The organism is Propioniciclava sinopodophylli, from assembly GCF_004324755.1.
Taxonomy (GTDB): Bacteria; Actinomycetota; Actinomycetes; order Propionibacteriales; family Propionibacteriaceae; genus Propioniciclava; species Propioniciclava sinopodophylli.
The window spans coordinates 396,337-415,977 of the sequence record NZ_SDMQ01000001.1 but is presented as its reverse complement, the minus strand read 5'-3'; the positions used below and the strand labels follow the sequence as shown (position 1 = coordinate 415,977).

Below are 19,641 nucleotides of genomic sequence, written 5' to 3'. Positions count from 1 at the left end.
AGAGGAAACCCCCATGTCCCGCGTCCATCGCTGGGCCGTTCCGGCGCTGTCCGGGACGCTGATCGCCGCCTCCTGGCTGGCCGGCCAGGTCGCCCCCGTCGCCGCCGACCCCCTGATGATCGCCGCCGCCGTCGTGGCCGGCATCCCCGTCCTGCGCGGCGCGTACCGCTCACTGCGGGCCCGCACGATCGGCATCGACCTGCTGGTCTCGATCGCCATGATCGGCGCGCTCGTCATCGGCGAGTACTGGGAGGCCGCCGCAGTCACCTTCCTGTTCGCCATCGGCCACGCACTCGAGGACGCCACCTTGGCCCGCACCCGCTCGGCCCTGGCCGGTCTCATCGAGTCGGCGCCGACCACCGCCACCGTCCTGCGGCACGGCGAGCAGGTCGAGGTGCCGGCCCACCAGGTCGGGGTCGGCGAGGTCGTCGTCATCAAGCACGGCGAGACCGTCCCGGTCGACGGCACCATCGCGACCGGCCACGCGGCCATCGACGAGGCGTCCATCACGGGCGAGTCGATGCCCGCCGAGCGCGTCGAGGGCGACAAGGTCTTCGCCGGCACGATCGTCACGGACGGCTTCCTGCAGGTCAGCACGACCGGCGCGGGTGCCGACACCACGCTGGCCCGCATCATCCACCGCGTCGAGGAGGCGCAGGAGGCCAAGGCCCGCACCCAACAGTTCATGGAGAAGTTCTCCACGTGGTACACCCCGGGCATCATCGTGCTCGCCGTGGTCGCCGGCCTCATCAGCCGCGACGTCGCCCTCGCGCTCACGCTGCTGGTCATCGGCTGCCCCGGCGCCCTGGTGATCTCGGTGCCCGTCGCGCTGGTCGCCGGCATCGGTCGCGCCGCCCGTGACGGTGTCCTGATCAAGGGTGGGGAGTTCCTCGAGACCGCCGCCAAGGTGGACGCCGTGGGGTTCGACAAGACCGGCACCCTCACCGAGGGACGCCCCGAGCTGACCGACCTCATCGCCTTCGACGGCTGGACGGACGCCGAGGTGCTCACCTGGGCCGCCCGCGCCGAGGCCGGCTCCAGCCACCCACTGGCCGCCCCCGTGCTCGCCGCCGCGGCCGAGCGTGGCCTGCCGGTGCCGGCGGTGCCCGACCAAGTCACCACCGTCCCCGGGCAAGGGATCATCGCCGTGGCAGGCGGCCGCACGGTCACCGTCGGCAACCGCGCCCTGCTGGGCGGCAGCCTCACCCCAGACGCCGACGCCTCGGCCACCGGGTTGGCCGGCAACGGCCGGACGCCCCTGCTGGTGGCCCTCGACGGGCAGCCCATCGGCGCCATCGGTGTGGCCGACCGCCTCCGCGACGAGGCGCGCGACGTCGTCGCCGCTCTCCACGCCGCCGGCGTGAAGCGGGTCGTCATGCTGACCGGCGACACCGCCGAGATCGCGAACGCCGTGGCCGCCCAGGTCGGCATCGACGAGGTCCGTGCCGGGCTCCTCCCCGAGGACAAGCTGGACGCCGTGCGCGCCCTTCAGGCCGAGGGGCTCAAGGTCGCGATGGTCGGCGACGGCGTCAACGACGCCCCCGCCCTGGCGCTGGCCGACGTGGGCATCGCGATGGGCGCGGCCGGTTCACCGCTCGCCGTCGAGACCGCCGACATCGCCCTGATGACCAGCCGGCTCGACAAGGTGGCGCACGCCATCGGCCTGGCTCGCCGCACCATCTCGGTGATGCGCCAGAACATCTGGATCGCCATGATCACGGTCGGCACGCTCCTCGCCGGCGTCCTGCTCGGTGGCGTGACCATGGCCATCGGCATGCTGGTGCACGAGGCGTCCGTCATCGTCGTGATCCTGAACGGCATGCGCCTCCTGCGGGCCGCCCGCCGCCCCGCGACCCCGGCTGAGCAGCAGGCCTCACGTCCCGCGGAGGTCGTCGCCGTGGCCTGATACCCGCAGCGCCTACACTCGACGGCCCCCGGATGCCTCCCGGGGGCCGTCGAGTGTCGGTCCTGCGGGTTTCGGTCGCCGTCGCTCCCGCGTCCGCAGCACGTCACGCACGATCGCGACGAACTCCTGGGGCGTCTTGAACACGACCGCGCTCCCCAGGCGCAACACCTCCCACCCCAGCCGCGCCATCCGCAGGTCACGCGCCCGGTCGCGCGCGGCGTCCCCGTCGGCGGAGTGGTGGCCGACACCGTCGAGTTCGACGACGAGCCACAGGTCCTCGAACACCAGGTCGCCATACCCGATCCGGTCCCCGGGGCCCGCGGAGATCGCCCTGTTCGCGCGCCAGCCCGTGATCGCGGCGTCCCGCAGGAGGACGTGGGCCGCGCACTCCAGCCGCGACCACGGCCGGTCGCGCACGAGGTCGAGCGCCGTCAGCGGGAAGGTGGTGATGCGCACCCCGTCCACCGTCCGGACCAGGCTGCGCGGAATCCGGCGCCGCTCGAGACACACGCCTCGGCAGGCGTCGTGCACCCGCGGCGTGGCGACGTCGAGCGCCGTGGGGCGGCCGAGGTCGGTCCAGCCCCCGATCTCGGCCGCAGCGCGCCCGGTGAGGTGCATGGATCCATCCCAGCAGGACGCGCCGCGACCCGGAAGAACCCGCAGCCCACCCCTGTGGACAACCGCACGAACGACACTCGACCCCTCCCGGAGCACCTCCGGGAGGGGTCGAGTGTCGGCCCTGCGGGTCGACCGGATCAGTCGCGCACGACCAGGCCCGTGCCGTCGGCGTCCACGTCGAACGTCACCGTCTGGCCGTCGAGGAGTTCACCGGCCAGCATGCGGCGAGCGAGGGCGTCCTCGATGGTCGTCTGGATGAGCCGCTTGAGCGGGCGCGCCCCGTACACCGGGTCGAAGCCGGTCGCGGCGAGCCACGCCTTGCCGGCGTCGGTGACCTCGAGGGTGATCCTGCGGTCGGCGAGCCGGGCCGCGACGCGCGCGAGCTGGATGCCCACGATGTGCGTCAGGTCGTCCTGGCTCAGCGGGTCGAACATGACCACGTCGTCGAGCCGGTTGAGGAACTCGGGCTTGAAGGCCTGGCGCACGACGCCCATCACGGCCTCGTGCTTGGTCTCGGGCTGCAGGTTCGGGTCGGCGAGGAACTGCGAGCCGAGGTTGGAGGTCATGATCAGGATGACGTTGCGGAAGTCGACCGTGCGTCCCTGCCCGTCGGTCAGGCGTCCGTCGTCGAGCACCTGCAGCAGGATGTTGAACACGTCCGGGTGGGCCTTCTCGACCTCGTCGAGCAGCACCACCGAGTACGGACGCCGACGCACGGCCTCGGTGAGCTAGCCGCCTTCCTCGTACCCCACGTAGCCCGGAGGGGCACCCACGAGACGGGAGACGGTGTGCTTCTCGCCGTACTCGCTCATGTCGATGCGCACCATGGCGCGCTCGTCGTCGAACAGGAAGTCCGCCAGCGACTTGGCCAGCTCGGTCTTGCCCACGCCGGTCGGGCCCAGGAAGAGGAACGATCCGGTCGGCCGGTTGGGGTCGCTGATGCCGGCGCGCGAGCGGCGCACGGCGTCCGAGACGGCCCGCACGGCCTCGCGCTGCCCGATGAGGCGCTGTCCCAGGTGGGATTCCATCGACAGCAGCTTCTCGGCGTCTCCCTGCAGCATCTTGCCGACGGGGATGCCGGTCCACGCCGAGACGACCTCGGCGATGTCGTTGGCCGAGACCTCTTCGGCCACCATCGGCACGCGGCTGGCGTCCTCCTCGGACGCCTTCTCCAGCTCGGCCTCCAGGCCGGGGATGCGGCCGTAGAGGATCTCGGACGCCGTGGTCAGGTCGCCCTCGCGCTGGGCCCGCTCGGCCTCGGCGCGCAGGTGGTCGATCTCGGTCTTGATGTCGCCGACCCGGTTGAGGCCCTGCTTCTCCGACTCCCAGCGAGCTTCCAGACCGCGTAGCGTCTCCTGCGCGTCGGCCAGCTCGGACGCCAGCCGCTCGCGCCGCTCCGTGCTCGCGGCGTCCTGCTCCTTGTCGAGCGCGAACTGCTCCATCGTCATGCGGTCGATGGTGCGGCGCAGCTGGTCGATCTCCTCCGGGCTGGAGTCGATCTCCATCCGCAGGCGCGAGGCGGCCTCGTCGATCAGGTCGATGGCCTTGTCGGGCAGCTGGCGGGAGGTGATGTAGCGGTTCGACAGCTGGGCGGCGGCCACCAGCGCGCCGTCGGTGATCCGCACCTTGTGGTGCGCCTCGTAACGTTCGCGCAGGCCACGCAGGATCGCGATGGTGTCCTCCACCGACGGCCCCCCCACGAACACCTGCTGGAAGCGACGCTCCAGCGCCGGGTCCTTCTCGATGCGCTCGCGGTACTCGTCCAGAGTGGTGGCGCCGATCAGGCGCAGCTCCCCGCGGGCGAGCATGGGCTTGAGCATGTTGCCGGCGTCCATGGCCCCCTCGCCGGACGCGCCCGCGCCGACGACGGTGTGCAGCTCGTCGATGAAGGTGACGACCTGGCCCTCGGACTCCTTGATCTCGTTGAGGACGGCCTTGAGCCGCTCCTCGAACTCGCCACGGTACTTGGCGCCCGCGACCATGCTGGCCAGGTCGAGTGAGACAACCCGGCGGCCCTTCAGCGAGTCCGGCACATCGCCGGCGACGACGCGCTGGGCGAGGCCCTCGACGACGGCGGTCTTGCCGACGCCGGGCTCGCCGATCAGGACGGGGTTGTTCTTCGTGCGGCGGCTGAGCACCTGCACGACGCGACGGATCTCGGAGTCGCGCCCGATCACCGGGTCGAGCTTGCCCTCGCGGGCGCGCTCGGTGAGGTCGACCGAGTACTTCTCCAGGGCCGACTCGCCGCCCTCGGACTCGGCCGAGGTGACGCGCTTGCCGCCGCGGGCGGCGTTGAACGCCTCGGTGAGCTTCTCGGGCGTGGTGACCTTCGCCAGGATCGGCTGGGCGTCCGAGGCGACGGACGCCAGCGCGATGAGCAGGTGTTCGGTCGCGACGAAGCCGTCGCCCATCTGCTCGGCGCGGGTCTCCGCGTCGGCGAGCACGCGGGCGAACGAACCCGACAGCTGCGGCTGCTGGACCGAGGAGCCGGTAGAGCTCGGCAGCTTCTTGATGGCCGCCTGCGCGGCGGCGTCGATGGCGGCCGGGTCTGCGCCGACGGCCGACAGCAGCGCCCCGACGGTGTTGTCGGGCACCATCAGCAGCGCGTGCAGCAGGTGGCTCGGCTCGGCGTTCGGGCTGCCGGCGGTCAGAGCGTTGCGCAGGGCGGCGCTGACGGCGTCTCGGCTCTTCGTGGTGAGTTTCGCGGTGTCCATGCGGGGCGTTCCTCCTGTGGAGAACATAAGTTGAGTACATCAGACTCAACTTTAGTGCGCCCCCAGTACTCCACTTGTTGGCCCCTAATCCACGTGTCGGTGGGACAGACCCTCCCAGTCCCCCGCACTCCCCACGCACGCCGCGGCGACATCAACGCCCCGCGCCAGCGCGGCTCCGGGGTCGAGCCCGTCCAAGCGTGCGGACAGGTAGCCGGCGCACAGGGCGTCGCCGGCACCGATCACGTCGACCACCTCGATTTTGCGCGCGGGCATGTGCGCCTCGCGTCCCGCCCAGAACACTGACGCCCCCCGCTCGTCCACCGGGTGCTGTTTCTGCCCATCGAAACCGAGTTCGGCTGGTCGCGGACCGTCACGTCCGGGGCCGTGTCGGTCAACCTCGTCCTCTGCGGGCTCACCGCACCGTTCGCCGCCGCGATCATGGAGCTGGGGCGCCCGACGGACGGTCGCGGCGCCCCTCACCATCGTTGGCGTCGCGAGCCTCCTGACCACGGTGATGACCAGCGCCTGGCAGCTGTGGATCCTCTGGGGCGTCTTCATCGGCGTCGGCACCGGCGCGATGGCGCTCGTGCTCGGCGCGATCGTGGCGAACCGCTGGTTCGACACCCACCGCGGCTTTGAGACGGACATCTTCTCGGCGGCGAACGCGACGGGCCAGCTCAGCTTCCTGCCGCTCATCGCGGTGCTCGCCGACCGGCCGGGCTGACGCTGGGCGGCGGGCGCCGTCGCGGTCGCCTCGTTAGCCCTCGTGCCGTTCGTGCACTGGCTACTGGGCGACCGGCCCGCCGACGTGGGGCTGCGCCCCTACGGCGCGGCCGACCTCACGCTCGACGCCCCGCTCCCGCCCGACCCGCGCAGCGAGCCCGCCGAGGGGCCCACGCCGGGACCGGTGGCGCTGGCGCTTGGCACGCTCAGGGACGCCCTGGGCCGCTGGCCGTTCTGGCCCGTGGTCGTGTCCTCCTCGTGTGCGGCTGGCGCACCAACGGGCTGATCCAGACCCACTTCATCCCGGCCGCCGACGACTTCGGCATGTTCGCCCTGCCGGTCGTGATGGCCGCCGACATCGGGCTGGGCCTGTGGTTCTTCAGCGTCTTCTACGGGCTCGACTGGGTCGCGACGGTCCTCCGACCGTCGCACTGTGCCGCCAGCACTTCGGCCTCGAGCGCTCCGGCAGGATGTTCGCCTCACACATGATCGGTGCGGGGGCCGGCGCCACGGTCGCCGGCCTGATCCGGTCGTCGACCGGCGGCTACCAGGACGCGTGGCTGCTCGCCGCAGCCCTCTGCCTGGGCGCTGCAGCGGTCGTGCTCACGATCTCCAAGCCCCGCCCGGTCGCGCGCAAAGCGGCGCCCGGCAGCCACGCATGGGCCCGGACGACGGCCCAGACGAAAGTGACGCTCAGCCGCCTCTCAATCTCGTGACTGCGCCGACCTCCCGCCCAACGGAAGGGCAGGTCGCGACTCCAGAGGCGGCTGACCGTCACTTCGTTACCCGAAGCCCGCTCCCACTCAGCGAGAGCGGCGGGTGGCCCTCCCGGCCGACGCGGAGAAGGTGGCCGCACCGCGGTTCGAGCCGCTCGGCGCGGCGCCGGAGGCCGTGCCCCCACCTCGCTGCCCGCGCGGGGCCTGCTGCGCCCGGGGGGCCTGGTGACCGCGCGAGGCCTGCGGACGGGACGACGTGGGCGCCGACGCGCCTCCACGCCCTCCGCGCCCCGAGGCGCGCTTCGGCGGTGTCGGCTGGGCGGGTGCAGGCGTCCTGTCGGCGACCTCGGCCGCCGAGAACACCAGGCGCTCCCCCGGCGCGAGCTCACGCAGGATCGCATCGGACGCCGCGGTCACGGTCGGGCTGATCTTCGCCGCGCGCATGAGCCCCTGCACGTCACCGCGCTGGTCGGGCGTGGCGATCGTGATCACGGTGCCGGACGAGCCGGCGCGTGCCGTGCGGCCCGAACGGTGCAGGTAGGCCTTGTGCTCGGTGGGCGGGTCGGCGTGGACGACCAGCGCCACGTCGTCGACGTGGATGCCGCGGGCGGCGATGTCGGTAGCGACCAGCGTCTCGACGCGGCCGGAGTCGAAGGCCTCCAGGTTCCGCACGCGGGCGTTCTGGGAGAGGTTGCCGTGCAGGTCGACGGCGGGGATGCCGCGACCGTTGAGCTGCTTCGCCAGCTTCTTGGCACCGTGCTTGGTGCGGGTGAACAGGATCGTCCGCCCCGGGGCGGCGGCGAGATCGGCGATGACGTCCGAGCGCTCGGCGGCGCTGACGGTGAGCACGTGGTGCTCCATGGTCGCCACCGGGGACTGCGCGGAGTCGGCCTCGTGGACGACCGGGTCGTGCAGGAACTGCTTGACGAGCACGTTCACCGCGTTGTCGAGGGTCGCCGAGAACAGCAGGCGCTGCGACCGCGCCGGCGTGGCGGAGAGGATCTTCTTGACCCCGGGCAGGAAGCCCATGTCGCTCATGTGGTCGGCCTCGTCGATGACGGTCACCTCGACCGCGTCGAGGCGCAGGTGACCCTGGTCACGCAGGTCGAGCAGGCGGCCCGGGGTGGCGACCAGCACGTCGACGCCGGCCTGCAGCGCGCGGACCTGCGGGTTCTGGTTCACGCCGCCGAAGATCGTCAGCAGCGACAGCCGGGACGCCTTGGTCAGCCCCTCGAAGGATTCGGCGATCTGGGCGGCGAGCTCGCGGGTGGGGGCCAGGATCAGCGCGCGCGGACGCCCCGAGGAGGGCCGCTTGCGCGAGGTCGGGTTGGTCGGGTCGGCCAGGCGCGTCACGACGGGCAGCGCGAAGGCGAAGGTCTTGCCCGATCCGGTGCGCCCGCGGCCGAGGACGTCGCGTCCGGCCAGCGAGTCGGGCAGCGTGGCCGCCTGGATCGGGGTGGGGGTCTGGATGCCACGCTCGTTCAGGACGGAGACGAGCGAGGAGGGCACGCCGAGGCGTGCGAAATCTGAGGTCACGTTGGTTCTTTCGTGGGCGTCTCGCCCGGCGCGCTCGTGCTGGGCCCGATCCGAGTGATCGGTGCGGCGCGGCCAGCGGCTGATCAGCCGCATCACCTGCGACCCGAGGCAAGACTGGTGCGGGTCGCGGGACCCATACTAGTGCATCCGACCCAAATCCCTTGCACCGGATGCCTGAGCCTCACACCAGAGGCCACGGGTAGCCGTGCCCCGTCTGGTCGAACGGCAGGACGCCGTGGGCCACGAGGCGACGGGCCCGCCCGCGCAACGCCACCAGCTCGGACACCGACAGCAGCTCGGCCAGCTCGTCGGGCCCGTCACGCGTCAGCCGGTCCAGTCCTTCGAGCGTGTCCTCGGGCAGCGGCTCGCCCGCGAAGTCCCAGATCACCGTCCGAAGCTTCGGCTCGGCCGCGAAGCAGAGCCCATGGTCGATCCCCCACACGCGACCCGCGGCGTCCAGCAACACGTGTCCGGATTTCCGGTCGGTGTTGTTGGTGACCACGTCGAACACGGCCAACCGGCGGAGCTGGTCGTGCAGGTCCGGGCGGTCCCGGGCGATCGTGAAGTAGTGCTGGCGCTGGTCGCCGTCCACGAACCACTGCAGCGAGCCGACGCCCATCGGGGCGTCCTCGCGGACGACCGTGGTCGGGACGAGCCCCCACCCGAGCCACTCGCTGAGCACGTGCGCGGCGCGTTCGCGGGCGTGCAGGCCGGGTTCGAAGTCCCACAGCGGGCGCTCCCCCGCCTGCGGCTTGTAGATGGCCCAGCTGTAGGCGTCGCCGGCGGTCACGTCGGCGACGAAGGTGGCGTTGCTGCTGTCCATCACCTGCGCGACGAGGCCGACCTCGCCGGTGCTCAGCAGCGTCAGCTGGTCCACGACAGCGGGCCGGTCGCGTTGACGGTGCGGACGGTCGGCGGACGCCCCGGCTCGTGGGCGAGTACCGACACCGACGCGGGGTCGACGGCGATCCGCTGGAAGAGATCGAGCGGCGTGCCCAGCGCGTGCGCGAGCGCCACCTTGATCGGGTCGGCGTGCGAGAAGCAGACGACCGTGCCACCCGGGTGGGCCGACCGGAGGCGGTCCAGCGTCCCGACCATCCGCGCCTGGAGCTCGACGAAGCTCTCCCCGCCCGGGAAGCGGAACGTCGAGGGCGCCTGCTGGACGGTGCGCCACGACTTCAGCCGGGCGAGCTCCGCGAGCTCCCGACCCGTCCACTCACCGAAGTCGCACTCGACCAGCCCGTCCTCGACGGTCGCCACCAACCCGGACGCCGCCGCCAGCGGTGCGGCGGTCTCCCGCGTCCGCTCCAGCGGGGAGGTGTAGAGCGCATCCGGCCGGACGCCCGCGAGCCGCTCCACCAGCCCCTCGGACTGGGTCCGCCCCTGGTCGGAGAGGTGCAGCCCGGGGGCCCGCCCAGGCAGCACCCGGCCGGTCGTCGGGGTGAACCCGTGCCGCACGAGCAGCACGACCGTCTTCCTCTTCGTCGCCATCACGGCGAGCCTACGACCCTCGTCCAGACCTTGTCGGCCGGGTTACCGTGTCCACGTGAGCGAAACGCCCCGAATCAGCACCCTCGGCGAGCTGCGCGCCAGTGGCCACGTCCACCGCACCCTGCGCGAGGAGATCCGTGAGAACCTGCTGGGCGCGCTGGCGTCCGGCCGTGACCCGTGGCCGGGCCTGCACGGGTTCGGGCGGACGGTCATCCCTCAGCTGGAGCGCGCCCTCATCGCCGGCCACGACGTGGTGCTGCTGGGCGAGCGCGGGCAGGGCAAGACGCGGCTGCTGCGCACGCTGTCCGGCCTGCTGGACGAGTGGTCCCCGGCCATCGAGGGCTCCGAGCTGGGCGAGCACCCGTACGAGCCCATCACGCCGGAGTCGCAGCGCAGGGCGTCCGCCCTCGGTGACGAACTGCCGATCACGTGGCGCCACCGCTCCGAGCGCTACGCCGAGAAGCTGGCCACCCCCGACACCTCGGTGGCCGACCTGATCGGCGACGTCGACCCGATGCGCGTGGCCGAGGGGCGCCGCCTGGGCGACCCCGACACGATTCACTTCGGGCTCATCCCCCGCAGCCACCGCGGCATCGTCGCGATCAACGAGCTGCCCGACCTGGCCGAGCGCATCCAGGTGGCCATGCTCAACGTGATGGAGGAGCGGGACATCCAGATCCGCGGCTACGTGCTCCGCCTGCCGCTGGACGTGCTCGTCGTGGCCTCCGCCAACCCCGAGGACTACACCAACCGTGGCCGCATCATCACCCCGCTGAAGGACCGCTTCGGCGCCGAGATCCGCACCCACTACCCCATCGACCTGGCCGACGAGGTGGCCGTCATCCGCCAGGAGGCGCACCTGGTCGCCGACGTGCCGGACAGCATCCTGGAGGTGCTGGCCCGCTACACCCGCCTGCTGCGCGACTCGCCGGCCATCAATCAGCGCTCAGGCGTCTCGGCGCGCTTCTCGATCGCCGGCGCGGAGACCGTCGCGGCGTCCGCCCTGCACCGCGCCACGTCGCGCCGCGAGGAGCACGCGGTGGCCCGCGTCGTCGACCTCGAGACCGCCGTCGACGTGCTCGGCGGCAAGATCGAGTTCGAGTCCGGCGAGGAGGGCCGCGAGGCCGAGGTGCTGGGCCACCTGCTCCGCACGGCGACGGCCGAGACGGTCCGCGAGCACTTCCGCGGCATCGACCTCGGTCCGCTGGTTTCCGCCCTCGACGGCCGCACGACCGTGACGACCGGCGAACAGGTGACCGCGCGCGAGTTCCTCGACGGCCTGCCGCCGCTGGACGAGGCGCCGCTCTACGACGAGATCGCCGAGCGGTTCGGGGCCACCGACGACGGACGCCGCGCGAGCGCCATCGAACTGGCGCTCGAGGGCCTGTACCTCCTGCGCCGCATCTCGAAGGACTCCGACGACGGCGAGACGATCTACGGGTGAGGTGATCAGATGCCCGAGCGCAGGCCTTCCCGCTACGGCCGCTACCACGGCGGCCCGGATCCTCTCGCGCCCCCGGTCGACCTGGCCGAGGCGCTGGACGCCATCGCCGAGGACGTCATGGCGGGCTACTCCCCCGAGAACGCACTGCGGGAGTTCCTACGCCGGGGTGGGCGCGGGCGCGAGGGGCTGGACGACCTGGCCCGCCGCGTCCAGCAGCGGCGCCGCGACCTGCTGAGGCGGCACAACCTGGGCGGCACCTTGGACGAGGTCAGGAAGTTGCTGGACGCCGCCGTCCTGGACGAGCGCAAGCAACTGGCCCGCGACGCCGCGATGGACGATGACGACCGCGCCTTCCGCGAGATGCGGCTGCAGAACCTGCCGACGTCGACAGCGGCGGCGGTGAACGAGCTGGCTTCCTACGACTGGCAGAGCCGCGAGGCGGCGGCGTCCTTCGACCGCATCAAGGACCTGCTCGGCCGCGAGCTGCTCGACCAGCGCTTCGCGGGCATGAAGCGCGCCCTGGAGAGCGCCGACGACGCCGACCGCGAGGCGGTCAACCAGATGCTGTCCGACCTGAACGGGCTGCTTGACAAGCACCGCCGCGGAGAGGACACCGACGTCGACTTCGACGACTTCATGGCGAAGCACGGCCACCACTTCCCGGAGAACCCCCGCAACGTCGAGGAGCTCATCGACGCCCTCGCCCAGCGGTCGGCGGCCGCCCAGCGGCTGCTCAATTCGATGACCGCCGAGCAGCGCCGCGAGCTCATGGACCTCTCGGCCCAGGCCTTCGGGTCGCCCGGACTGATGGCCCAGCTCGGTCAGCTGGACGCCAACCTGCAGGCCCTGCGCCCCGGGCTGGACTGGGGCGGCGCCGAGTCGTTCCGCGGCTCGGAGGGCCTGGGGCTCGGCGACGGGACCGGCGTCGTGCAGGACCTGGCCGAGCTGGACGCGCTGGGCCAGCAGATCGGCCAGGACTACGGGGGCGCCCGGATGGACGACCTGGACCTCGAGGCCCTCGCCCGCCAGCTCGGGCCCGAGGCCGCGGTCAGCGCCCGCACGCTGGCCGAGCTGGAGCGGGCGATGCGCGACAGCGGCTACCTGCGCCGCGGCACCGACGGCTCACTGCGGCTCTCCCCGCGCGCGATGCGGCGCCTGGGCAAGACACTGCTGGCGGACGCGGCGTCCCGGCTCTCAGGACGCCAGGGCCAGCGCGACACGCGGCAGGCGGGGGCGGCCGGCGAGCAGACCGGCGCCACCCGCCCGTGGCGGTTCGGCGACACCGAGCCCTGGGACACCACCCGCACCCTCACCAACGCGATCCACCGCACGGTCGGCGAGGGCCTCGACCCCGGCACGCTCCGCATCGACGTTGCCGACATCGAGGTGGCCGAGACCGAGACGCGCACGCAGTCCGCGGTCGCGCTGCTGGTCGACGTGTCGTTCTCGATGGCGGCCGAGGGGCGCTGGGTACCGATGAAGCGCACCGCGCTGGCCCTGCACCACCTCGTCTCGACGCGCTTCCGGGGCGACCAGCTCCAGCTGATCACCTTCGGCCGCCACGCCGGCGTCATGGACGTCGAGGAGCTCACCGCGTTGGGCCCCTGGCGCGAGCAGGGCACGAACCTGCACCACGGGCTGCTGCTGGCGGGGCAGTTCTTCCGGAAGCACCCCACCATGCAGCCGGTCCTGCTGGTGGTGACCGACGGCGAGCCGACGGCGCACCTGCTGCCCGACGGCTACGCCTGGTTCAGCTACCCGCCCGACCCCGAAACCATCAGCGCCACCGTGGTCGAGCTCGACAAGCTCGGACGCCGGGGCGCACAAGCCACGTTCGTGCGGCTGGGCGACGACCCCGGCCTGCAGCGGTTCATCGAGCAGATGGCCCGCCGGGTCGGCGGCCGCGCGGTCGCCCCGGACCTGGACGACCTCGGCGGCACGGTGGTGGACGAGTACCTGCGCGCCCGCTCACGCGGCCGCGACGACGACCTGCTGTGGTGAGCTGACCGCCCGAGGTGGCCGGCCCGCTCGATCTGCGAAAACCCTGGGTGGCAGAGGCCGGTCACACCGGTGCAGCGCGGTCGATGGGGCGCGCCGCTGTGTTGCCTGAGGGCCACGTCGTCGCAACGCGGATCCTCCCTCGCAACGCGGATGCGATCAGCGTTGCGAGGGAGGAAGGGCGTTGCGACCTCCCGGCAACTTCTTCGAGTTAGAGGGGTGCTCAATGGCGACGCCCGGGACCGAACTCATACGCCCAGCACGACTCTGTTGCAGCGTCCCTTCGGTCACCGAATGCTCCCTTAGTCGGAAAGATCCGCGATCAGGGCATCGATGTCGGCTGACTCGCGAGCCACCAGGGCGTCGGCCGCTTCCCGTAGCACCTTGAGCCGCTCGACCGATGGATCGTTCATTGCGCCCGCCACGCGCGAGTCGACGACTTGGAACCGCCGGTACTGGGCATTTCCGACTGCTCGCTGAGCGAGGAGTTCGCCCGCCCCAACACTCGTGGCCAAACCGATGAGATCTCGGGCGGAGCCCAGCCAGGATTGAGTCCCCTCGAGTACGGATTCGCCGGGGATGACTCCGGTGCCCAAGGACACCAGCAGGACTGCGGAACCTTGGAGCCCCCTCCGGGCGGTGATGGCGATGGATTCGTTCACTGCCACTCCTGCTGGGTTGTTGGCCCAGACACCGCCATCGATGAACTCGCGTGCTTGGCCAGCCCACGCGAGCTTCGCTGGTGGGAAGTAGGTCGGTGCGGCGGACGTGGCCCTCGCGACCTCGCGCACAAGAAGGTCGTAGGAGGAATCGAGGCGAGCGTCCCGACTGGACAGAACGCATGGACTTGAGGTGAGCCGGTCGAACGTGGTGATCGCCAGTTCGGTGGGCACTTCGGACAGTTTCATCTCGCCGAAGACCTCCTTGAGAGCCGATTCGAGTCCTTCGGCAGTGTGCCGGGCATTTCCGCCGAAAAGGGCGTTTCCGCCGAAGGGGCCGCCGATGCGTTTCGCGGCAAGATTCACACTTTGCATGATGTTGCCGCCAGATCCCCAGAGGCGCTTGTCCCATTCGCTCCTGTTGTCCACGCCGCCGAAGATGCGCCGGCCATACATCGGGTAGAACTCCGCGAGTTCGGCCGCGCTCTTGCCTGCTGCGAGCCCGAGACCGATGATCCCTCCGGTGGAGGTGCCGACGACGAGATCGAAGAGTCCAGAAATCGGACGTGCGGCACGGCGTTCCACTTCTGCGAGGAATACGGCGGGAAGATACCCTCGAATTCCGCCACCATCGATGCTCAGTACCTTCACTAGCTTGGAGCTGCTCATCAGCGGATGATGGCGCACCGGCGGGCGCCTGTCCAGAGTGCTGAACCCGAGTTTCGGCAGTCTCCCCATGCACTCACCAAGGGGCTACCCGCTGGGGGCCTGTTCGGGCAGGGTGATCCCACAGGCTTGGCGAGCGAACGGTTCGCTGAGCGAAAGTGCCGTGGAGCTGGAGGATCCTCATGCAGCCTGGGAAGGAGCGCGAAGGCGGACGCCAAACCACCCAGATTCGGTCCAACCGTTGGGTGGCCTTCCCGACGTTCGGCATTGCTGTTCTCCTCGTAGTGCTTGTGGCGGCCCTCGTCTCACTCCCTTCCGCCCAAGGTGTGTTGCGGAGTTGGTGGGGATCCACCGCTCTGGCGCTCCTCATGCTTGTCGGGTATGGAGCGGCCGTCGGATCACTGGGGGCCAGCGCCACGGTGCACGCCCGGACGAAGCTCGGTCGCCGCCTACCACCGGTGGTTTCCCTTGCGCCCCCCGTCCTGGTGTTGCTGCTCGTGGGGCCTCCAGCCGGGGTTGGCGCGGTGATCATGGGATCGGCCACCTGGGGCGCGATAGTCGTCAGTCTTCTTGCTCTGAGAACCGCGTCAACCCAGAGAGTGCGCTGGACCCTACGGGCGGTGGCCCTCGGTTTGCCAAGCTGGCTGCTGGCGGCGTTGGGTGTCGGGTATCTTGCCGCAACCGGCTCACCGCACGAGGTCGTGCCCTGGCTCTTGCCCGCGCAGTTGGCTGTTGTCGTAGGTGGAATCGTGGTGGTTCCCGCGATCCTCGTGACGGAGTTGGTCGACGCATTCAGCGCGGAGGGGTGGATCGGACGTTGGCTGACCCCAGAGAGCGAGCGTCGAGCGTGGGCGGCGCTTACTGTCAAGACTACAGCCACAATTGCGCTGGTCATCTACCTGGGGAGCCAGGGAATCGCACTGGCCGGGTGGGGACAGTCGGCGATCGTGGCCCTGCTCGTGCTGGTGCTCTTAGCGCTGGAACCCTTCGTCTCGTTCGGCGACTTGCGTCACGGGACGGGAGTTGGAGGGCGGCTTCGTGTGAGCATCACAGTGGCCATGGCTGCTGTTGGCGTATTGGTCGTTGCCTACCTCCTCCTGATGGCGCTTCTTCGGCCCCTCACACTGGCGGGGCTCCTTCTGGTAGCTCTGGCGGTCATGTTCACACCGGAACTCTTCGCCCACGGGGCGAGCCGGATCATCACAGTGACGGGCGCCGGCGTTGTCGCGAGCTGGGCCTGGGCAGTGGGCCCCACGATCGGCCTGGCGCCCACGACGTTCGATCCCCTCAACATCGCCGTGGTGGCGATCATCGTGGTCTTCCTTGGCGCTGTCGTCGTGCAGGTCTTCCTCGCACTGCGGGACCGGCAGTTGGGCTTTCCTGTGTTGGTGATTGCGGTCGCCGCTGGCCCACTTGCGCATGTGGTCACGCACGAGCGCGCCGGAGTTGCCCCAGTGAACCTCCTCGTTCTGCCGGCACTGGCGCTCGCCCTTCTGCTTGGACGCAGGTTCCGAAGGCGCCTGGTCGAGACCGGGGAGGTGATTCGGTGGAGCGTCCTGAGCTTGATAGCGATCGACGTCACTGCGGCGGCCACCCTGGCGACGGGACCTGTCAAGGCGGGACTGCTGGGCCTGAGCTTGGTAGCGCTCGGAATCACTCCACTCCTCTTCAGCCCACGCGGGGTTTCCCGAGTTCGTACGGCAGGGCTCGTGTGCGCTCTCTTTACTGCGTTCGCAGGCACGCTCAGTGTCAGCGTGCATCTGACGGATTCCACCAACCTCATCGAGTTGCTCGACGATCTCTCGACGGAGTTCTTCTGGATCATCGCCTTTCCAGTGTCCGCAGCGCTCAGTGCCGCCGCCGCACCACATCATCCGGGCAAGGGCCCCCACACTGCCGGCCCGACCGAATCCCCGATGGGGTGACCGCTGCTCGATCCGGCACACAAACCACACACCGGCGCCCTGCAAGGGTTTAACTTCGTTCGTGGGGGTTTCGATGTCACCGCGCGCGGGGACGAAGTACACACACCAGCCACCGCGGAACAGCGGGGCGTTCTACGTCGCCCGGCCGCACGAGCCTCAGGCGAACTGCCAGGACCGCTTCGACAGCCCGTACCAGAACCCGTCGACGGCCACCTCGTTCTCGTGGCCGGACGCCTCGGCCGCACCCAGCGCGACGTACAGCGGCGCCCAGTGCTCGGTGCGCGGGTGCGCCTCGTGCGCGGCCGGGGCTTGGGACTCGAAGTCGAGGATCGCGTCGATGTCGCGACGGGCGAGTGCATCGGCGGCCCAGTGGTCGAACTCGGCGGACGCCGTGGGCGCGGCCACGTCCGCGCCGCCCGCGGGGTTGAACCAGCGCAGGTTGTGGGTCGTGAAGCCGGAGCCGACGACCAGCGTCCCTTCGTCGCGCAGGGGCGCGAGGCGGCGTCCGAGCTCGTAGAGGCCCTTCGGGTCGAGGGTGGGCAGCGACATCTGCACCACGGGCACGTCGGCCTCGGGGAACAGTTCGACCAGCGGCACGTAGGCGCCGTGGTCGAGGCCGCGGGCCTGGTCCTGGTAGACGGGACCGTCGACGAGCCCGGCCACCCGCTGGGCGAGCTCGGGCGCGACGGGGGCGTCGTAGGTCACGTCGTAGTACTTCTGCGGGAAGCCCCAGAAGTCGTACACCAGCGGCGTCCCGGGCCGGGTGGAGGACACGGTGACGGGTTGGTTCTCCCAATGCGCCGACACCATCAGGATGCTCGTGGGCTTCTCCAGACGGTCGGACCAGGCGTGCAGCTGGCCGGTCCACGTGGCGTCGTCGGCGAGCGGCGGCGCGCCGTGACTGAGGAAGAGGACGGGCTGGCGCTCGATCATGGTGGTCCCTCCGTGGTGCGAGGAGACCAGCCTACGCCCACTTTGTTGAAGTATCAACCAGTCGGGTGCCTGAGGTGCGGCCTCGGCGGCCCGCACGCCAGCGAGCCTCGAACCTCAAGCCCCCGACTCGACCGACGCGACCCGGTAGTCGAGCGCGAGCTGGGCGAGGTCGGCGCGGAACTCGCGCATTCGGCAGCCGCGCCCGTCGGGCCGGATCTCGATGCCCTCCGCCTCCCAGCGCGGCCGCGCCTTGGCCAGCGGCACGAGGACGCCGTCGCGGGAGACGATCCGCCACCAGGGCACGGCATCTCCGTGGTCGCGCAGGATGGCGCCCACCTGGCGGGGCCCCACGCCGGCGATGGCGCCGATGTCGCCGTAGGACGCCACCCGCCCCGGCGGCACCTGCGCAACCGCGAGCAGGACGCGCGCGACGGCGTCCGGCCCGTCAGCCACGGCGGGCGGCCAACTCGTCGTCGACCAGCCCGGGCGCGGAGGCCACGACACCCGAGGCGACGAAGACCAGCACCGAGCCCAGGAGGAACCACAGCGGCACGTCCCAGCCGCCGGTGACCTCGAACAGGACGCCGACCAGCAGCGGCCCGATCGCCGAGAAGAGGTAGCCGATGGACTGGATGAAGCCGGACACCTGCGTGGTGACGTGGGGGTCGTGGGTCCGGGCCGTGACGAGCGCCAGCGCCATGGGGAACGCGAACCCGGAGAGCCCCAACAGGCTCGCCCACAGCCACGGTGCGGCGGTGGGCGCCCGCCAGACGCCGAGCCATCCAGCCAGCAGCAGGACGCCCAGTACCACCACGACCCAGCGGGGGTCGCGCAGCCGGGCCACCACCAGCGGCATGACGAGCCCCCCGGCGAGGCCGAATGCGGCCAGCAGGGACGCCGCCCCACCCGCCGCCGTCGCCGAGAGCCCCCCGTCACGCAGCATCTGCGCCACCCAGCCGAACTGCACGTAGGCCTGCATCGACTGCATGCCGAAGAACAGCGCCAGCGCGACCGCGTGCCGCGACCCGACCACGCCGAACACCGACGACGACGGCCGCGCGGTGACCGCGACCTCCGCCAGCCGCCGGCGCCGCTCGGACGCCGCCAGCACCGCCCACGGGACCGCGGCCAGCAGCGCCGCGAGCCCCCAGATGCCGAGCGAGGCGCGCCAGCCGCCGGGCGCGGCGTCCGACAGCGGCGCGGAGATCAGGGTGGACGCCGTCGCGCCGATCGCCAGGCTGATCGTGTAGGCCGACATCAGGCTCGCGGTGCGGTTCGGGTAGTGGCTCTTGATGTAGGCCGGGACGAGGACGTTGCCGATCGCCATCCCTGCGAAGGCGAGGATCGTGAGCGCGAAGAACAGCGGCACGGAGTCCACGAAGGAGCGCCCGAGCAGGCCGACGGCGGACGCCACGGCCGCCAGGAACAGCCCACCTGCCAGGCCGAGCCGCAGCCCGACGGCGACCGCGACGGCCCCGAACACGGCGAACCCCAACCCGGGGAGAGCGGTCAGCGCGCCGCCCAGCGCGGCGTCCATGCCGAGCCCGTCTTGGACCTCGGCCAGGACCGGCCCGAGCGACGCAGCACCGGGCCTCAAGTTGATCGCCAACAGGACGACCCCGACCGCGCCCCACCACAGGCGCGTCTGCGACCGCATCAAGGCCGGCTCACTTCTTCCTGGTCTTCTTCTCCGCCTTCTCGGCGAGCTTGCGGTCCTGCTTGGCCTGCTCCTTGGCGACGCGCTCGGCGGCCTTGCGCTGCTTCTCGTCGGCCTTCTTCACCTTGGCGGTCAGGTCGGTCGCCTTCCGGCGCTTCCGGTCGACGGCCCGCGCGACCTTCTCGTCGGCCTTGCGTCGCTTTTTGTCCGTGACGCCGACGGCGCGCTCGGCCGGCGACTGCAGGGCGGACGCGCCGGGGTCGGGAGTGGCGACCCACTCGGCCTCCTCAGCGGCGCCGCCCGCGACGGCCACGGCAACGTCCGGGTCGGGACCCATCGGCTCGACGCCCAGCACGACGCTCGCGCCGGCGTCCACGTAGTCGGCGTCCGGCTCGTCGAACCAGTGGTCGCCCTCACCCAGGTAGCGGAACACGGCGATGTAGTCGTCCGGCAGCACCACGGACGCCTCGGCGACGTCTCCGACCGCGACGAGCGGGAGGGCCCCCGGCGTCCAGTCGTTGAAGTTGCCCACCACGCTGGCCCGGCCGGCCCAATCGAGCGGGAGGGAGAACGTGAGGATGCGCTGGCCGGTGTCGGCCGCGCGGGAGCGCTGCAGCATGGCGGACCTTTCTCGTGAACGGACATTCTCCCACCT

Annotated in this window: 18 protein-coding genes and 1 pseudogene; 8 read left to right on the top strand and 11 right to left on the bottom strand. The window is 71.2% G+C overall.

Translation table 11 applies throughout. The features are described 5' to 3' along the window. The first annotated feature begins 13 nt into the window (after window positions 1-13). Complete coding sequence (locus ET989_RS02025) at window positions 14-1,906, top strand: heavy metal translocating P-type ATPase (protein ID WP_131166862.1); 1,893 nt, start codon at window positions 14-16, stop codon at window positions 1,904-1,906. Window positions 1,907-1,918: 12 nt separating this feature from the next. Here ET989_RS02025 and ET989_RS02020 read toward each other — a convergent pair whose 3' ends face one another. The 3 genes and pseudogenes from ET989_RS02020 to ET989_RS15755 form a co-directional block, all read right to left on the bottom strand. After that, window positions 1,919-2,524, bottom strand: a complete 606-nt coding sequence (locus ET989_RS02020) for an endonuclease domain-containing protein (RefSeq protein WP_131166861.1) — start codon at window positions 2,522-2,524, stop codon at window positions 1,919-1,921. Window positions 2,525-2,661: 137 nt separating this feature from the next. Then, window positions 2,662-5,238, bottom strand: a pseudogene (gene clpB, locus ET989_RS02015) (ATP-dependent chaperone ClpB). Between the two features lie 84 nt (window positions 5,239-5,322). After that, window positions 5,323-5,721, bottom strand: a complete 399-nt coding sequence (locus ET989_RS15755; RefSeq protein ID WP_277751335.1) for a carbohydrate kinase family protein — start codon at window positions 5,719-5,721, stop codon at window positions 5,323-5,325. Between the two features lie 31 nt (window positions 5,722-5,752). Between ET989_RS15755 and ET989_RS15380 the strand changes: the two genes are divergently transcribed. From ET989_RS15380 to ET989_RS01995, 4 genes are read left to right on the top strand one after another with little or no spacing between them, the layout of a single operon-like run. Further along, window positions 5,753-5,962: a hypothetical protein gene (locus tag ET989_RS15380; protein WP_241656168.1), complete on the top strand. Its 210-nt coding sequence runs from the start codon at window positions 5,753-5,755 to the stop codon at window positions 5,960-5,962. Window positions 5,963-6,004: 42 nt separating this feature from the next. After that, a complete protein-coding gene (locus ET989_RS02005; protein WP_131166859.1) occupies window positions 6,005-6,247 on the top strand; it encodes a hypothetical protein in 243 nt (80 codons plus the stop codon). Continuing rightward, window positions 6,220-6,450: a hypothetical protein gene (locus tag ET989_RS02000; protein WP_131166858.1), complete on the top strand. Its 231-nt coding sequence runs from the start codon at window positions 6,220-6,222 to the stop codon at window positions 6,448-6,450. Before ET989_RS02005 ends, ET989_RS02000 begins: the two co-directional genes overlap by 28 nt. Continuing rightward, complete coding sequence (locus ET989_RS01995; protein WP_131166857.1) at window positions 6,447-6,677, top strand: hypothetical protein; 231 nt, start codon at window positions 6,447-6,449, stop codon at window positions 6,675-6,677. The genes ET989_RS02000 and ET989_RS01995 overlap by 4 nt, the downstream gene beginning before the upstream one ends. A gap of 87 nt (window positions 6,678-6,764) precedes the next feature. Here ET989_RS01995 and ET989_RS01990 read toward each other — a convergent pair whose 3' ends face one another. The 3 genes from ET989_RS01990 to ET989_RS01980 all read right to left on the bottom strand — a co-directional run bounded on the left by ET989_RS01990 (window position 6,765) and on the right by ET989_RS01980 (window position 9,704). Further along, window positions 6,765-8,213, bottom strand: coding sequence for a DEAD/DEAH box helicase (locus tag ET989_RS01990; RefSeq protein WP_241656167.1), 1,449 nt, complete (start codon window positions 8,211-8,213; stop codon window positions 6,765-6,767). 181 nt (window positions 8,214-8,394) lie between these two features. Further along, a complete protein-coding gene (locus ET989_RS01985; protein ID WP_131166856.1) occupies window positions 8,395-9,090 on the bottom strand; it encodes an SCO1664 family protein in 696 nt (231 codons plus the stop codon). Then, entirely contained in the window at window positions 9,078-9,704 is a 627-nt protein-coding gene (locus ET989_RS01980; protein ID WP_131166855.1) for an MSMEG_4193 family putative phosphomutase, read from the bottom strand. The genes ET989_RS01985 and ET989_RS01980 overlap by 13 nt, the downstream gene beginning before the upstream one ends. Before the next feature lie 55 nt (window positions 9,705-9,759). On the opposite strand from ET989_RS01980, the gene ET989_RS01975 reads away from it, so the two are divergent. Continuing rightward, on the top strand, window positions 9,760-11,148 hold the full coding sequence (locus tag ET989_RS01975) for a MoxR family ATPase (protein WP_131166854.1): 1,389 nt from the start codon (window positions 9,760-9,762) through the stop codon (window positions 11,146-11,148). A 9-nt stretch (window positions 11,149-11,157) separates the two neighbouring features. Further along, window positions 11,158-13,149 carry a vWA domain-containing protein gene (locus ET989_RS01970; RefSeq protein ID WP_131166853.1) on the top strand — a complete coding sequence of 664 codons (1,992 nt, stop codon included), beginning with the start codon at window positions 11,158-11,160 and terminating at the stop codon, window positions 13,147-13,149. 299 nt (window positions 13,150-13,448) lie between these two features. Here ET989_RS01970 and ET989_RS01965 read toward each other — a convergent pair whose 3' ends face one another. Further along, window positions 13,449-14,474 carry a patatin-like phospholipase family protein gene (locus ET989_RS01965; RefSeq protein WP_165489982.1) on the bottom strand — a complete coding sequence of 342 codons (1,026 nt, stop codon included), beginning with the start codon at window positions 14,472-14,474 and terminating at the stop codon, window positions 13,449-13,451. Window positions 14,475-14,716: 242 nt separating this feature from the next. On the opposite strand from ET989_RS01965, the gene ET989_RS01960 reads away from it, so the two are divergent. After that, window positions 14,717-16,396, top strand: a complete 1,680-nt coding sequence (locus ET989_RS01960; RefSeq protein WP_165489981.1) for a hypothetical protein — start codon at window positions 14,717-14,719, stop codon at window positions 16,394-16,396. A gap of 156 nt (window positions 16,397-16,552) precedes the next feature. Here ET989_RS01960 and ET989_RS01955 read toward each other — a convergent pair whose 3' ends face one another. The 4 genes from ET989_RS01955 to ET989_RS15120 form a co-directional block, all read right to left on the bottom strand. Then, the gene (locus ET989_RS01955) at window positions 16,553-17,329 is read right to left on the bottom strand and encodes a dioxygenase family protein (RefSeq protein ID WP_131166850.1); all 777 of its coding nucleotides are present in this window, start codon (window positions 17,327-17,329) and stop codon (window positions 16,553-16,555) included. Window positions 17,330-17,443: 114 nt separating this feature from the next. Beyond that, entirely contained in the window at window positions 17,444-17,782 is a 339-nt protein-coding gene (locus tag ET989_RS01950) for an MGMT family protein (RefSeq protein ID WP_131166849.1), read from the bottom strand. Further along, entirely contained in the window at window positions 17,775-18,986 is a 1,212-nt protein-coding gene (locus ET989_RS01945) for an MFS transporter (protein WP_131166848.1), read from the bottom strand. Before ET989_RS01945 ends, ET989_RS01950 begins: the two co-directional genes overlap by 8 nt. Before the next feature lie 10 nt (window positions 18,987-18,996). Next, complete coding sequence (locus ET989_RS15120) at window positions 18,997-19,605, bottom strand: early set domain-containing protein (protein ID WP_180320747.1); 609 nt, start codon at window positions 19,603-19,605, stop codon at window positions 18,997-18,999. Between the last annotated feature and the right edge of the window lie 36 nt (window positions 19,606-19,641).